Annotated in this window: 14 protein-coding genes; 11 read left to right on the top strand and 3 right to left on the bottom strand. The window is 55.4% G+C overall.

Features of this window, described 5'->3' with window-relative positions:
• Window positions 1–89 precede the first annotated feature (89 nt).
• The 10 genes from ACT3T7_RS03315 to ACT3T7_RS03270 all read left to right on the top strand — a co-directional run bounded on the left by ACT3T7_RS03315 (window position 90) and on the right by ACT3T7_RS03270 (window position 7,216).
• A complete protein-coding gene (locus ACT3T7_RS03315; protein WP_172116314.1) occupies window positions 90–1,076 on the top strand; it encodes a KpsF/GutQ family sugar-phosphate isomerase in 987 nt (328 codons plus the stop codon).
• A 36-nt stretch (window positions 1,077–1,112) separates the two neighbouring features.
• Window positions 1,113–1,655: a KdsC family phosphatase gene (locus tag ACT3T7_RS03310; RefSeq protein ID WP_172116313.1), complete on the top strand. Its 543-nt coding sequence runs from the start codon at window positions 1,113–1,115 to the stop codon at window positions 1,653–1,655.
• Entirely contained in the window at window positions 1,655–2,227 is a 573-nt protein-coding gene (gene lptC / locus ACT3T7_RS03305; RefSeq protein ID WP_444630087.1) for an LPS export ABC transporter periplasmic protein LptC, read from the top strand. Before ACT3T7_RS03310 ends, lptC begins: the two co-directional genes overlap by 1 nt.
• Window positions 2,228–2,235: 8 nt before the next feature.
• Window positions 2,236–2,727: a lipopolysaccharide transport periplasmic protein LptA gene (gene lptA, locus ACT3T7_RS03300; protein WP_444630086.1), complete on the top strand. Its 492-nt coding sequence runs from the start codon at window positions 2,236–2,238 to the stop codon at window positions 2,725–2,727.
• 9 nt (window positions 2,728–2,736) lie between these two features.
• On the top strand, window positions 2,737–3,486 hold the full coding sequence (gene lptB, locus ACT3T7_RS03295; RefSeq protein ID WP_193053808.1) for an LPS export ABC transporter ATP-binding protein: 750 nt from the start codon (window positions 2,737–2,739) through the stop codon (window positions 3,484–3,486).
• A 123-nt stretch (window positions 3,487–3,609) separates the two neighbouring features.
• Window positions 3,610–5,022: an RNA polymerase factor sigma-54 gene (locus tag ACT3T7_RS03290; RefSeq protein WP_444630085.1), complete on the top strand. Its 1,413-nt coding sequence runs from the start codon at window positions 3,610–3,612 to the stop codon at window positions 5,020–5,022.
• 98 nt (window positions 5,023–5,120) lie between these two features.
• Window positions 5,121–5,429: a ribosome hibernation-promoting factor, HPF/YfiA family gene (gene hpf / locus ACT3T7_RS03285; RefSeq protein WP_172116309.1), complete on the top strand. Its 309-nt coding sequence runs from the start codon at window positions 5,121–5,123 to the stop codon at window positions 5,427–5,429.
• A gap of 4 nt (window positions 5,430–5,433) precedes the next feature.
• A complete protein-coding gene (locus ACT3T7_RS03280; protein WP_087109434.1) occupies window positions 5,434–5,904 on the top strand; it encodes a PTS sugar transporter subunit IIA in 471 nt (156 codons plus the stop codon).
• A gap of 67 nt (window positions 5,905–5,971) precedes the next feature.
• Window positions 5,972–6,904 (top strand): RNase adapter RapZ, encoded by a 933-nt coding sequence (gene rapZ / locus ACT3T7_RS03275; protein ID WP_444630084.1) that lies wholly within the window; start codon window positions 5,972–5,974, stop codon window positions 6,902–6,904.
• A 42-nt stretch (window positions 6,905–6,946) separates the two neighbouring features.
• Window positions 6,947–7,216 (top strand): HPr family phosphocarrier protein, encoded by a 270-nt coding sequence (locus tag ACT3T7_RS03270; protein WP_172116307.1) that lies wholly within the window; start codon window positions 6,947–6,949, stop codon window positions 7,214–7,216.
• Between the two features lie 10 nt (window positions 7,217–7,226).
• Here ACT3T7_RS03270 and pmbA read toward each other — a convergent pair whose 3' ends face one another.
• Window positions 7,227–8,567 (bottom strand): metalloprotease PmbA, encoded by a 1,341-nt coding sequence (pmbA, locus tag ACT3T7_RS03265; protein ID WP_444630083.1) that lies wholly within the window; start codon window positions 8,565–8,567, stop codon window positions 7,227–7,229.
• 96 nt (window positions 8,568–8,663) lie between these two features.
• On the opposite strand from pmbA, the gene yjgA reads away from it, so the two are divergent.
• Window positions 8,664–9,185, top strand: a complete 522-nt coding sequence (gene yjgA / locus ACT3T7_RS03260; protein WP_192526324.1) for a ribosome biogenesis factor YjgA — start codon at window positions 8,664–8,666, stop codon at window positions 9,183–9,185.
• 3 nt (window positions 9,186–9,188) lie between these two features.
• Here yjgA and tldD read toward each other — a convergent pair whose 3' ends face one another.
• Both tldD and ACT3T7_RS03250 read right to left on the bottom strand, forming a co-directional pair.
• On the bottom strand, window positions 9,189–10,643 hold the full coding sequence (gene tldD, locus ACT3T7_RS03255) for a metalloprotease TldD (RefSeq protein ID WP_444630082.1): 1,455 nt from the start codon (window positions 10,641–10,643) through the stop codon (window positions 9,189–9,191).
• Entirely contained in the window at window positions 10,640–14,506 is a 3,867-nt protein-coding gene (locus ACT3T7_RS03250; RefSeq protein ID WP_444630081.1) for a YhdP family phospholipid transporter, read from the bottom strand. The genes tldD and ACT3T7_RS03250 overlap by 4 nt, the downstream gene beginning before the upstream one ends.
• Between the last annotated feature and the right edge of the window lie 4 nt (window positions 14,507–14,510).

The following is a 14,510-nucleotide window of genomic DNA, read 5'->3' as shown; positions in this document are numbered from 1 at the left end:
GCGCTATGCTTATAGATGCCCACAAAATGGTATTCTTGTCAGTTAATCGCACTACGTTTGCACTGTATTTCTATTAAAACGAGATGTTCATGCCCCAGCCCTCACCCACTGTTAGCCCGTTGCGTGAAAGCGCCCTACGCACGCTGCAAATAGAACAAGCCGCCATTGGCGGTCTTCAAGGCAAGCTTGATGAAAGCTTCGACCGTGCATGTGAATTGATGCTGGCGTGTCAGGGCCGGGTCGTCGTGACGGGAATGGGCAAGTCTGGCCATATAGCAGGAAAGCTAGCCGCCACGCTTGCCAGCACCGGCACACCTGCTTTTTTTGTTCACCCTGGTGAAGCTAGCCACGGCGACCTGGGGATGATTACGCGCAACGACGTGGTCCTGGCACTCTCAAACTCCGGAGAAACCGCCGAAGTGACGGCGCTACTGCCTCTGTTAAAACGGCTAGGCACACCGTTAATTAGCATGACAGGCCGCCCTGGTTCAACACTTGCCAAACATGCGGATGCTCACCTGAACAGCGGTGTTGAACGCGAAGCGTGCCCTCTGGACTTGGCCCCCACAAGCTCCACGACGGCCGCCCTTGCCCTGGGCGACGCGCTTGCCGTTGCGCTACTTGAAGCACGCGGGTTTACCGCTGATGATTTTGCCTTATCGCATCCCGGTGGCAGCCTGGGAAAACGACTGCTATTGCGCGTTAAAGACCTTATGCATAGCGGCACACGCTTGCCGCAGATAGCACTAGGCAGCCCGCTGCGTGATGCGCTCTTGGAGATTACCCGCCAAGGGTTGGGATTTACCTGTGTTGTCGACAGCGAAGGGCGACTTGCAGGTGTTTATACCGATGGCGACTTACGCCGCACCCTCGACCAGTTTCATGATCTGCGTAAAGTAACCGTGGACGATGTAATGACCCGACCCGGCAAACGCATTGGCCCCGACCTACTGGCCGCCGAAGCGGTGCGCATCATGGAAGATAGCCGTATTACTGCGCTAGCGGTCGTCGATGACGAACAGCGACCCATCGGGGCGCTCCATATGCACGACTTGCTTGCCAGCGGCGTTATCTAACCACTTTACCCAACAGTTTACTGACAAGGAGTCCCTATGGCCCTCCCCACTGCGCTACTTGACCAGCTTCGCCATGTGCGACTACTTGCCCTCGATGTTGACGGTGTGCTCACCGATGGACGGCTATACTTTCAGGCCGACGGTATCGAGATCAAAGCTTTCCATACACAAGACGGCCATGGCTTAAAGTTGCTTAAACGTGTGGGCATTCATGTGGCGTTAATTACAGGACGCGACTCCCCCATGGTGAGCCAGCGCGCTGCGGCGCTGGGAATTAACCTTGTCCACCAGGGCTGCGAAGATAAGCTCACTACTTTGAAAGCGCTGTGCGAGCGCCTCAATCTGAACCTAAGTCAGGTGGCTTACTGCGGCGATGACCTGCCTGATCTTGCGCCTATCAAACGCGCAGGCGTTGGCATTACGGTACCCAACGCACCCGATTACATGCATACCCACGCTGACTGGATTACCGACCGCTTGGGTGGTCACGGCGCCGTACGTGAAATTTGCGATACATTACTTGAAGCGCAGGGCCACTGGAGTACTGTTCTTGAGTCGTATTTGAATGGTCGCGTGTAATGTTTCAAAGAACCAAGAAACGCGTCGGGTTAGCGGCCCTGGTGGTCGCTTTAGGGGGGCTGCTGGTATGGCTGGACCCACGCGGCCCGGAAGACCGGCCCGTTGACGAAGAAGCGCAGGCTGAAGAGCCTGGCCACGTGCTGGAAAATGCCGAGATCACGCTGTTTGGTGAAACAGGGCATATCCAGCAGTCGCTGTCCGCGCCTTTATTGGTTTACATACCACAAAGCACCCAAGCCGAAGTCACTCAACCCGAAGCGACGCTGTTTGATAGTGATAACCGAGAGTGGCTCGCTCACGCCAACGAAGGCGTTCTGAACACGACCACCCAAGCGCTAACACTGTCTGGTGATGCACAGCTTCTGGCGCCTACAGAAGGCTGGCAGCTTGATACTGAGTTATTACATTATGATGGGGTAGCGCGTCATGTCTGGAGCGAGGCGCCCGCCGTGTTTCAGCAGCCACCTCAACAAATGAGCGCATCACGTATGGATGTTTGGCTTGATGATAGCCAGGTCCGACTAACCGATAACGTCCGCGGCCATCACCCCCCCGCAACACAAAATCCTTAGGAGTCGCTATGAACGCTTTTATTCGCACCGCGCTTTTCGCCCTTGCGGTGCCGCTATCGGCAGCGGCCCAGACAAGCCAAGCCCCCATTGAAGTAGAAGCCGACCAGCTAGACCTTGATCAGCGTGCAGGCACTGCCGTTTATTCAGGCGATGTCAATATTCGCCAAGGCAGTATGCAGCTACGTGGGGATCGCGTTGAAATTATCCGTAACGACGCGGGTGAGCTTTCTCGCGCTATTGCCACCGGGGAGCGCGCCTACCTACGCAATCAACTCGATGATCAGGACACGCCGATGGAAGGATGGGCACGACGCGTGGTTTATCACGTAGCAGAGCGGCGTGTAGAGCTTATTGACCAGGCCGAACTGACCCAGGCGGGTGATCAGTTTACCGGTGGCCGCCTGGAGTACTTCATTGACCGCGAAGTGGTGCAGGCACGCTCCGATGCAAACGGTAGCGAGCCGCAGCGTATTCGTATGACGCTTCAGCCAGCGCAATAGGAGCCAACCATGTCTATTGCGGAAGCACCGCCCATAAAAACCCTTTACGCCAATCACTTGGCAAAAAGCTATAAGCGCCGCCGCGTGGTTAAAGACATTAGCCTGGAGATTGCTCAAGGCAGCGTGGTAGGCCTACTTGGCCCTAACGGCGCGGGCAAAACCACATCGTTTTATATGATTGTGGGCCTGGTGAAGTCTGATGCGGGTACGGTGCGTATCGACGAGCAAGACTTAACCCGCGTTCCCATGCACGAACGCGCGATGGCCGGCATTGGCTATCTACCCCAGGAAGCGTCTATTTTTCGCAAGCTATCGGTTGCGGATAATATTATGGCGATTCTGGAAACCCGCAAAGATCTGGACAGGGCAGGACGAGAGCAGCGGCTTGAGGCCCTGCTTGACGACTTTCATATTACCCACATCCGTGACAACCTGGGCATGAGCCTTTCCGGCGGCGAGCGGCGGCGCGTCGAAATTGCCCGCTCCTTGGCCACAGAGCCCGCGTTTATCTTGCTGGACGAGCCATTTGCAGGTGTCGATCCCATCTCGGTTGGTGAAATCAAGAGCATTATTCGCGCCTTAAAACAGCGCCACATTGGCGTGCTAATTACTGATCATAACGTCCGAGAAACACTGGATATTTGCGATATCGCCTATATTGTCGGTGACGGCCACATTATTGCTGGCGGCAGCCCTCAGACTATCCTTGATAACCAAAAAGTGAGGGAAGTTTACCTGGGTGCTGATTTTCGCTTATGAATTTAATTTCACCGCTAAACAGTGATCTGCAGTAAAAATTTTATCAGTGGCATGCTTATTGCACTTGCACAACAACATGACTCGCACTAGGGTGAAGCTTTCCGATTAACGAGTGGTTCTCAGATGGTCATGAAAGCTTCTCTCCAATTGCGTATCGGTACGCAGCTGACCATGACACCTCAGCTGCAGCAAGCGATTGCACTGCTACAGCTATCGACATTGGATCTACGTCAGGAAATTCAGCAGGCACTGGATGCCAACCCAATGCTGGAGCAGGAAGACGAGTTCGGCGAGCAGGCGACCGTCGAAACACCCGACGAGGAGTGGTCAGAAAGCATTCCCGAGGAACTGTCTGTCGATAGCGACTGGTCTGACACTTACCAGGACATGGGTAGCTCTGGCAGCAGCGAAGGCCCCGATTTTGAACGCCAGGCCGCGGGACAAAGCCTGCATGGACATCTCCTTTGGCAGCTGGCGATGACCGATTTTACGGCTCGTGAGCAGCTAATCGCCGAAAGCCTGATTGATGCACTGGATGCCAATGGCTACCTGACGCAGCCGCTCAACGATATCCGCGATGGGTTACGTGCTCAAAGCATCGAAGGTCTCAGCCAGCGAGAGTTGGAGACCATTCTGATGCGTTTACAGCAGTTCGAGCCAACGGGCGTCTTCGCCCGTGACTTGCGCGAATGTTTGATGCTTCAGTTAGCAACGCTCCCCGACGACACGCCCCTACTTGTTCCCGCGCGCCGATTGGTTCGTCAGTTTCTTGAAGCGCTGGGCAAAAATGACATTCGCCTATTAAAGCGCCGCCTAAGCCTGGACGATGAGCAGCTAGACGATGTGATCGGTCTGATCCGAAGCCTGGACCCACGCCCAGGCAGCGCTTATGGCGTCACCGACGATAGCTATATCACGCCCGACCTGGTCGTACGTCATGACCATGAAGGCTGGCACCTGGAGCTTAACCCTGAAGCCCTGCCCCGGCTGCGTATCCAGCCCGACTACGCCAGTTTAATCAAGCGTGCAGACAAGAGTCAGGATAACCAGTTTTTAAAAGAGCACTTGCAAGAAGCGCGCTGGCTAATCAAAAGCCTGTCCAGCCGCAACGACACGCTTCTACGCGTAGGACGCGAGATTATCACTCGCCAAATCGGTTTTTTAGAGCACGGTGAAGAAGCGATGAAGCCGTTGATTCTTGCCGATATTGCCGAGGCGGTTGAGATGCACGAATCAACCATTTCTCGGGTCACCACACAAAAATATATCCATACCCCACGGGGCGTCTTCGAACTTAAGTACTTTTTCTCAAGCCAAATTAGCGGGCAGGATGGCGCAGACAGCCACTCAAGCACCGCGATTCGCGCCCGGCTTAAAAAGTTGATTCAAGATGAGCCTCCCGGCAAACCTCTTTCGGACAGTCGTTTGGTGACATTACTGGGAGATGGCGGCATCACAGTGGCACGCCGTACGGTGGCGAAATATCGTGAGTCGCTGGGCATTCCCTCATCAAGTGAACGTCGTCGTTTGCGTTAGTCGTTACAAGAGAAATGGCAAAACTCGCGACAGGGGCTTTGCAACACCGTAAAAAGGGTTACAATCGAAATTCAGTCCGATGGATAAGGAGCACGTCAATGCAAGTAAATATCACGGGTCATCATGTAGAACTGACTGACGCCTTGCGTGACTACGTTAATGAAAAGCTTGAACGCATCGAACGTCATTACGACCACATCACCACGGTACAAGTCACCTTATCTATTGAGAAGGAGCGCCAACATGCCGCGTGCACCCTTCATGCGGCAGGCGCCGACCTACATGCCGACGCCGAAGATGTCGACATGTACGCCGCTATTGACGCCTTAGCAGACAAAATTGATCGTCAACTCGTTAAGCACAAGGAAAAAGCACAAGCTCGCGCCCAAGGCGCTGGCGTGCGTTAATTCAATGACGTTGGAAACCATCCTCCCCCCGGAGCGCGTACTTTACGACGTGCCCGGGGGCAGCAAAAAGCGGGTGCTGGAGTTTTTCAGCACCTTTATCGCTCAAAATACACCCAGTCTGGATAGTCAGGAAGTTTTCAGCCGACTGATCGGCCGGGAACGCCTTGGCAGCACGGGGATCGGTAACGGCGTCGCCATCCCCCATGCGCGCAGCCCACATTGCGTTACGCCTATTGCGGGTTTTTTAAAATTATCAGAACCTATTGATTTTGATGCTATTGATGGCGACCCGGTCGACCTCGTCTTTGTGCTGCTTGTTCCCGAAGAGGCTGACGACACGCATTTGTCGCTTTTGGGCCAAGTGGCCACCATTATGAATGATGCGAGCACACGCCAGGCATTACGCAAAACCAGCAGCCAGCGCGATTTGCTTGACCTGCTGATGAGCAAGATTCGCGAACAGGCCGCTCCATAATCGCCCATAACGACTAACACGTTTTCATGCGTTATCCCTTTTATACGTTCAATCAGAGAGAGCCACTATGCAACTGGTGATTATTAGCGGCCGCTCTGGCTCTGGCAAGTCAATCGCTTTACAAGCGCTGGAAGATATTGGCTATTACGCCATTGATAATCTCCCTGCCATGTTGCTTGGTTCTTTGGTTGACGAACTCCGTGACGAGGGTGAGCGCACACATCTAGCGGTCAGTATTGATGCCCGCAACCTGCCAGCGGCGCTCGAGCGTCTTCCCGTACTGCTTGAAGAGCTGCGCGCGCGGCCTATAGATTGTCAGGTTATCTATCTAACCACCGATTCACGTATTTTACTTGAACGCTACTCTGCGACACGGCGACGCCATCCGTTAACGCGCAACAGTAATATGACGCTTGAAGAGGCAATAGAGAAAGAGGAAGAGACGCTCAACGAAATACGTGATTTGGCCGACCTGCGGATTGATACATCACGCTTATCGGTCCACGACCTGCGTCGGCGCATTTCAGACCAGGTAGCCCACCAGCGCAAGGACCAGCTAACACTCACCTTTGAGTCGTTCGGCTACAAGCATGGCGTACCCATGGATGCAGATTTAGTCTTTGATGTACGCTGCCTGCCCAACCCTTATTGGGACCCAACGCTACGCCAGTACACAGGACGTGATGCCACGATTATTGCGTTTCTGCGCGGCTACCCGATTGTCGAAGAGATGAGCCATGATATTCAGGCAATGCTTGAGCGCTGGCTGCCTGCTTACCAAAATAGTCAGCGCAGCTATATGACGGTGGCTATTGGCTGTACCGGTGGGCAGCACCGTTCTGTGTATATTGCCGAGCAGCTGGCGCAAAAGCTGGCACCGCTCATCGGCGAAGTCCAGTTGCGTCACCGAGAATTGGAGCTGCAATACACGCTACGAGGAACCCGGGCAGAGCCACCGACGGCTTCTCCATTTTCCGAGCAGACGCCCAGCCCTACGTAAACGCTTATGCCTAATGACACCACTCGGAAAAAAGGAACCAGGGTGCCAGAAAGAACCTTAACACTGACCAATCAGCGCGGCCTACATGCCCGCGCCGCCACAAAGCTGGTGAAGTGCAGCCAGCACTACTCCGCCAGCATACAGGTGTATAAACAGCAGCAAATGGCTGATGCAGCCAACATCATGTCGCTATTGATGCTAGCTGCACCCTGCGGCACCCAACTGCGGATTTGTGCGGAAGGCGAGGATGCCGAACAAGCGCTTGATGCAATCCAAGCGCTGTTCGACGCCCGCTTTGACGAAGATCAGTAGTACGGCTTTTTTAGCTACCGGCGACAGTCATCGCATCCACTAACCAGCTGCCCGTATGGATACTGCCGCGCGTATCGATATCACTTCCGATACCGACAAGGCCTGAAAACATACGCTCAAGATTTCCAGCGATGGTAAATTCTTCAACCGGATACTGGATTTCTCCATTCTCGACCCAGAAGCCCGCCGCACCACGCGAGTAATCCCCGGTTACGCCGTTCACGCCTTGGCCCATTAGTTCGGTGACCCAAATGCCTCGACCCATCGTTTTAAGCAGCGCATCACGCGTCTGCAAGGATGCGTCTAAACGCACGTTGCGGGCACCGCCAGCATTCCCCGTGGTTTGCATGCCCAAGCGACGGGCACTGTAGGACGAAAGCATATAGCTCGCGATACGCCCCTGTTCGATAAAGCGGTTATTACGTGTCTGCACACCTTCTCCATCAAACGGCGTACTGGCGGTCGCTCCTATTTCCATAGGGCGCTCTTCCAGACTAAACCACTCAGGAAATAACGGCGTGCCCAAACGGTCACACAGGAAAGAGGATTGACGATACAGCGCGCCACCCGCCAATGCGCCCAATAAATGCCCAACCAGACCACTAGACAGCGAAGGATCAAACAGAATGGGAAAGGTGCCGGTTGGCGGCCGCTTGGCACCTAACCGACGCAGCGTACGGGCCGCAGCCTCGCGCCCTACTTCACCCGGGTCGCGCAAATGCTGAGGATTACGCGCAGAGGTATAGTCGTAGTCCCGCTGCATACCGCCTTCATCCTGAGCAATGAGCATGCATGAAAGGGAGTGACTACTGCCTTTTTGGGTACCTAAAAAACCATGGCTGTTAGCATAAACCCGTACGCCCTCACCGCTTGAAAGCGACGCGCCTTCTGACTGACTAATACCCTCAACGTCGCGACCCGCCTGCTCGCAGGCAAGCGCAAGGTCGATTGCTTGCTCAGTTGTCAGCGCCCACGGGTAATGAACCTTAAGGTCCGGCAATTCGGTCGCCATCTGATCGGCATCCGCCAAGCCAGCCACCGGGTCTTCACCGGTATAACGCGCAATGGCTAATGCTTTCTCAACCGTTGCTTGAATCGAGGCACTGCTGGCGTCACTCGACGATGCACTTCCTTTGCGCTTGCCGACGTAAAGCGTGACGGCAATGCCTTGATCCCGTGAAAGCTCAACCGTTTCCACATCGCCCAAGCGCACACTAACGCCCACGCCCTGATCAACGCTTGCGCCCACTTCTGCCGCATCGGCTCCCAGGCGCTTGGCCAAGGCCAACGCCTCTTCTGCACGCGCGGTTAACAGTGCCTGCTGCGAGGATGCATCAAATGCCTGTGCCATATAGCCTCCTTTTTCGTACGAATCTCATCGCCGAATCAATGTTCTTGTCGCAGCCTGATATAATGCTGCCAACGAATCTTGTCTGTGAGCCTTACTATGCCGAAGAAACGCCCCGAGCCCCTTGATACTCAAGAACCCGAAGAGCGCCCCAGCAAGTCGCAGCTCAAACGCGAAATGCATGCGCTCCAAGCGCTCGGCGAAACCTTAATCGCCATGAAACCAGCTGAGCGTGCCCGCTTTCCTCTCTCCGACGACATGCTGCGCGCTATCGAAGAGACCTCTCGTATTCGCTCCCACGAAGGGCGCCGCCGTCATATGCAGTATGTCGGCAAGCTGGTTCGCAAAGAGGACCTGACCGCGATTCAAGGTGTCTTTGACTCAATTGAGCAGGAAAAAGAGCAGCGCGACCATGCCTTTCATCGTCTTGAAAAGTGGCGGGACCGGCTTATTGGAGAAGGCGATCCTGCCGTTGACCAGTTTATGGCAGACTATCCCAACGCGGATCGCCAAGCGCTACGTCAGTTAGTTCGCAACGCTCAGCGTGAGCGCGATCAGGACAAACCACCCGCCAGCTCGCGTAAGCTGTTCAAACTTCTACGCGACACGCTGGCGCTTTAACACTTACGAGGACTGCGTACCGCCTACGGTTAGCTCATCCAGTTTTAGTGTGGGCTGACCCACCCCAACCGGTACGCCTTGACCCTCTTTGCCACACACGCCAATGCCTGTATCCAGCGCCATATCGTGGCCGATCATGGAGACACGTCCCATCGCCTCCGGCCCATTACCAATCAGCGTGGCACCCTTAACGGGCACCGTAATACGCCCATCCTCAATCAGGTAGGCTTCGCTGGCGGAGAATACAAATTTGCCCGAGGTGATATCCACTTGGCCGCCACCGAAGCTAACAGCGTAAATCCCTTTCTTGACGCTTTTGATAATATCCTCGGGTGCATCCTGACCTGCCAGCATGACCGTATTGGTCATGCGCGGCATGGGCAAATGCGCAAACGACTCGCGGCGAGCATTACCGGTTGGCGCCATGTTCATTAATCGGGCATTCAGCTTGTCCTGCATATAGCCAGTAAGAATGCCGTCTTCAATCAACGGCGTGTTTTGCCCGGGCGTACCCTCGTCATCGACACTTAACGAGCCGCGACCATCAGCAATCGTGGCATCATCGACCACCGTCACACCCTTGGCAGCTACGCGTTGCCCCATACGACCCGAGAATGCCGAACTGCCTTTACGGTTGAAATCACCTTCCAGTCCATGGCCGACGGCTTCGTGCAGCAAAATACCCGGCCAGCCAGAAGCCAGTACCACCTGCATTTGCCCGGCTGGCGCGTCGACCGCCTCAAGATTGACGAGCGCTTGGCGCACAGCCTCTTTTGCGTATCGCTCGGCAACACCTTCGTTACGCAGGCGAGCCATGGAGTAGCGTCCGCCACCGCCTGCACTGCCGCGCTCTCTGCGGCCATTTTTCACGGCAATTACGCTAACGTTAAAGCGCACCAGCGGGCGAATATCTGCGGCCAAGGTGCCATCACTGGCACGCACCAGAACCACTTCGTAAGTGCCAGAAAGCGAGGCGCTTACCTGAGAAACGCTAGGGTCAGCCGCGCGAGCGATGCGATCAGCTTCTTTTAGCATGGCGACCTTCTCTTCAGCAGTCAGCCCCGCTAAAGGATCAACACCAGCGTAAAAAGGGGCCACTGAAACCGGCTTAACGGCTTGCCCAGGCAGGCGCTTGCCACTACGCACAATGCCTGAGGCCGTGCGCCCGGTATCGATAAGCGCATCCGCACTAATCTGATTGGAGTAGGCAAAGCCGGTTTTTTCTCCGGCCAGGGAGCGGACGCCCACACCGCCATCAATGTTGTAACTTGCCTCTTTTACCTCACCATCTTCCAACACCCAGCCCTCTGTCCAGGTGCGCTGAAAGTAGAGATCAGCGTAATCCACACCCGCGCCCATGGCGTACTCAAGGCCTTTATCAAGCCCACCAAGATCCAAGCCACCCGGCGTAAGAAGAATGGAAACGGCGGAGTCTATATCGCTCTTAAATGCGGTCATTCGGAGCCTTCTAAAGTAACCTGCGGCGAAGTCCAGGGGCCTCGCGCGCGATAATGAATGGTCGTCGCTCGGTCCAGAGCGCTGCCAAAAAGCTGATCAGCAATAAATAGTGCGCCACCTACAACAGGAGCGCCCACCGCAATGGCGGCAATGGGCAGTGTTTGCGTCACCGGCATCACAACGCCAAGGCGCAAATCAAGCTCTCGATGAAGCAAGTTAACATTACCGGTTAGGGTTAAGTTGGCGGCAGGTGCTTTAATTTGCAATGGCTCGCTCAACGAAAGCTGGCCATTTTCGACATCTGCCGTGCCGTCAACGCGATCAAAAGCGGTGCCCGTGCCGGTGACGTCAGAAAAATCCAACCGCAATCGACGCAATATATTATCGAAATTCAGCAGGCCAACGAGGCGCACCGGTGCAGAGTCCAGATGCATAAAGCGCCCATCCTGCATGTCGATGTCTATATCGCCCTGCGCCTGATTTAACGAGAACTGCCATGGTGCGCCCGCCCAGCCAAGATTGGCGGTTGCGGTAGTACGTCGGCTGCGTAAGGCAACGGGTTGATCCATGCGCTCAAGAGCGGTACCTACATCGCCGCCTTCGATGGAAATATTGGCCTGGGTTCGACTGGTCGAAGCATCGCCCTCCCAATAGAGTTCACCACGAGCAGAAAGTTGCCCAAGCGTTAACCCAACCGGCATTAGCGAAAACCGGCCTGGTTCAGTGTGCCAATAGGCGGATAAAGGCCCGAAACGGCTTTCCCCCATGCTCATTTCCGACAGCCGAAGCCGCCCATCGGGCACCTCAGCCAGCCACTCAGGAATAGCCGCAGGCACTGTGTGCTGTGTCTCCACTTCACCGAGCCATGAATCCGGCGAGGTCGTTTCTGACTCACCGCTCGTATCTGCCAAATCAGTCAGCCGATCCAGTGCTAACTGGCTAATGGTGATATCCAGAGGGTGCTGAGCTGCTTGCTGATAGCGAAGATGCCCCGTTACCAAGTCGCTCTCAAGCGCTGCGGTAACTGTGCCATTCTGTACACTGCCGATTAATGCCGCACCACCAGCGCATGCTTGCTGATAGACAAGGCAAGCGGTATCCAGGGAAAACTCCAACGGCGGATGCTGACCGGATAGTTGAGCGGTTAGATCACCGCCCACACCCTGGTCGCCTCGAAACAGTGGAGCGACGGCCTGTTGCCACGCCATCGGGTCAATGCGAGGAAGGTTTGCCTGTAAGCGAAAGCCTGACTGCATCGGCCACTCGGGTGCGCTTACCTCGGTATCCGCCACATGCAGGTTGCCTGACACGTCACCTAACCGATCCTTTAAGCGTAAATGCGCGATATCGGCCAAGCGACTCTCCACCCGGCCACTGTCGAAATCAGCATTAAGCGTCCAGGGCCAAGGCTCGCCTGCTGCCTTGGCAAAAGGTTCAGGCAGATCAAGACGCACCCCTTCAAGCTGGCTTTCTAGAGATAGCGCAGGGCTTGGCTCAAGCGTTACGCGCCCTTGCCACTGCATCGTTCCATCAAGCAGCTGCTTGCCTTGCTCGGCAGGTATATCCACCAATGAGAAAAGTGACGCCACCGGCGTTTGCCCCCGCAAGCGGATACCGTCTCGCTGGGTATGCATGTCGGCACTAATATCGCCGCCCAATAGCTGTCCATCGACACTGCCTATTAGCGCCATACTGTCACCGTACTGCTGCCAGGTTAACTGGCCCTTTACCGCCTGAAGCGCCCCGCCCACGGGGGCGTAAGCGATACGGGTGAGCGCAGGGACTGCATTGACTTCCAGTTGGAAATTATCTGGCGCTTCTAGAGGTAGCGATATGGCTAAATCAGCCTCTACCTCGCCTTCAGCCTGAAGGTCGTTGAGAATATTCATATCGACATCAGGTATCGATGTTAAAAATGCAATCAGGGCGGAGCCATCGCCATGCAGGTTACCCGACACATTGAGTATCTCATCTTGCATGGTCAGCTCGCCTTGTGAAGCGGTTATACCGCGACTCTGGGCATGCTCAACCCGCGCTTCAAGCACCTGATTTTGCCACGTTAAACGCCCTTCAACATCCTCCAGGCGAGGCCAGCCGGGGGCAATAGGCAAATGCCCTTCGGTTATCTTAAGTGCCAGCGTTGCGGATATATCATCAGCGCTAATGTCGCTCTCGATAGGCAGGCTCAGTTTGAGCGAACCATTAGGCACCTTGCCGCCAATATCATCTAACAGCCAGTCACGCAGTTCCTCATCGAATACATGCAAGGGCAGCCATTGACCCAGAGGGCGCTCAAGCGCATCGACATTGGCAAAATCGATATCCAGTCCGAACCGACCTGTCTCCTCTGCAACCACTAACCCAAACCCACCGCTTATCTGGGCATCGTCCCAATCCACGTTAATTTGACGGCCGCTGACCATCGTATTAGGCCCATCGTAGACCCACTCTACGATGCCCTCAGCCTGCTGAAGCTGCATGGGTTCGGTGAACAAGTCGGGGAAATAGAGCGAACTGTCACCGGCACTATTAAACGTCACCCGGCCACGGGAGTCCCGAGCCTGAACCCAGGCATCCATGGGGCCGCCACCTGGCGCGCCTTCCCAGGGCGATACTTCGACATTGGTTAACGCCGCATCGACCTCCCAACTACCCTCCTTCTGGCCCAAGCTCAGTCCTTGCACCCGCCCCCTCGGAGCCAGCGTTTCCAGTACACGCGTCACGGATTCGGGTAACAATACGTAGTCTCGCCAAGCAGTGAGCGAAGCCAGCTCAAAAGCACTGGTACGCAGCGCCCACTGGCCTGGCCGATGAGACAGGTACCAGTGATGCGGAAGTGCCGGGCCTTCTATCGCCTCGCCAGGTTCAGCCCAGTCAACACTCTCTGCGTTACCGCTTAACCATGCTTCACCGCCCTCTCCTTCGCGTTGCCACTCACCCTGTGCTTGTATGTTTCTTAGCACGGCGAACTGAATATCCTGGCGCAGCACTAGCTCAGGGATATCGATGGCAAGGCGCACCTCCTGAAGCCCGCCTTCATACCAGCGGCCCCACACGCGTGCATCGCCTCCGGCCTGCTCCAGGTTCGGCACATGTTCTGGCCGAAACAGCTCAACCAGCGTCAGTAACTGATCAAACTGGGCCTCCAGCTTCAACGTGGCAGAGAAGTCGTTCAGGCCATCTCGGCCCGGCTGCATTTCCGCTAGTAGCTGTACAGCGGGTATTGGTGGCGCTTCGCTACGCTCCGAATCAAGAACGTCGACCGTACCCTGAAGTTTTGCCCCTTGCTGATTGCCGGCTAATAACAGCGCAGGAGCTTCGAGCATGACGCGCTCTTGCTTGCCGTGTAGTACAACACGTGTGTCATCAATCCAGATTTGCTGGCGTAATACCCATTCCGTCCAGGCATCGATGGTTGGCAAGTCAACATCCGGCTCTGGCGCTATATGCACCGGCAGCTTGGCAGGCTCGGGCCATTGCCAAACATCGTTCACTCCTTGATAAAGGTGAAATTCGGTTTGATGTAATCTGATATCGCTAAAGATAGGCAAGAGATTACGTAGCGATGCGCCAATATCCAAGCGCAGCTCGGCTTGGCGCAGTGAAAAAAGCGGCTGACCGCTCGGCGTTTCGGCCCCAAAGCCTTCAAGCTCCACGATCAACTCACTACGCGCCATTGAAAAGGAGAGATTTTCAATCGTTACCGGCACACCAATCTGAGCTTCCAAAAAAGCCTCAACATGCGGCGTCAAAGTATCTGCCTGACTGACCATGAGCCGGAAAAGCAGCGCTATTACCGCAATACCGCCCAGTCCCCAGGCAAGCAGAAGTAAACTCCAACGCGTCAGCGAGCGGATCGTCATGGCA

The organism is Halomonas sp. 111, from assembly GCF_052379685.1.
GTDB classification, from domain to species: domain Bacteria; phylum Pseudomonadota; class Gammaproteobacteria; order Pseudomonadales; family Halomonadaceae; genus Vreelandella; species Vreelandella citrativorans.
The sequence above is the reverse complement of the archived record's forward strand: the minus strand, read 5'-3'. Positions and strand labels throughout refer to the sequence as shown.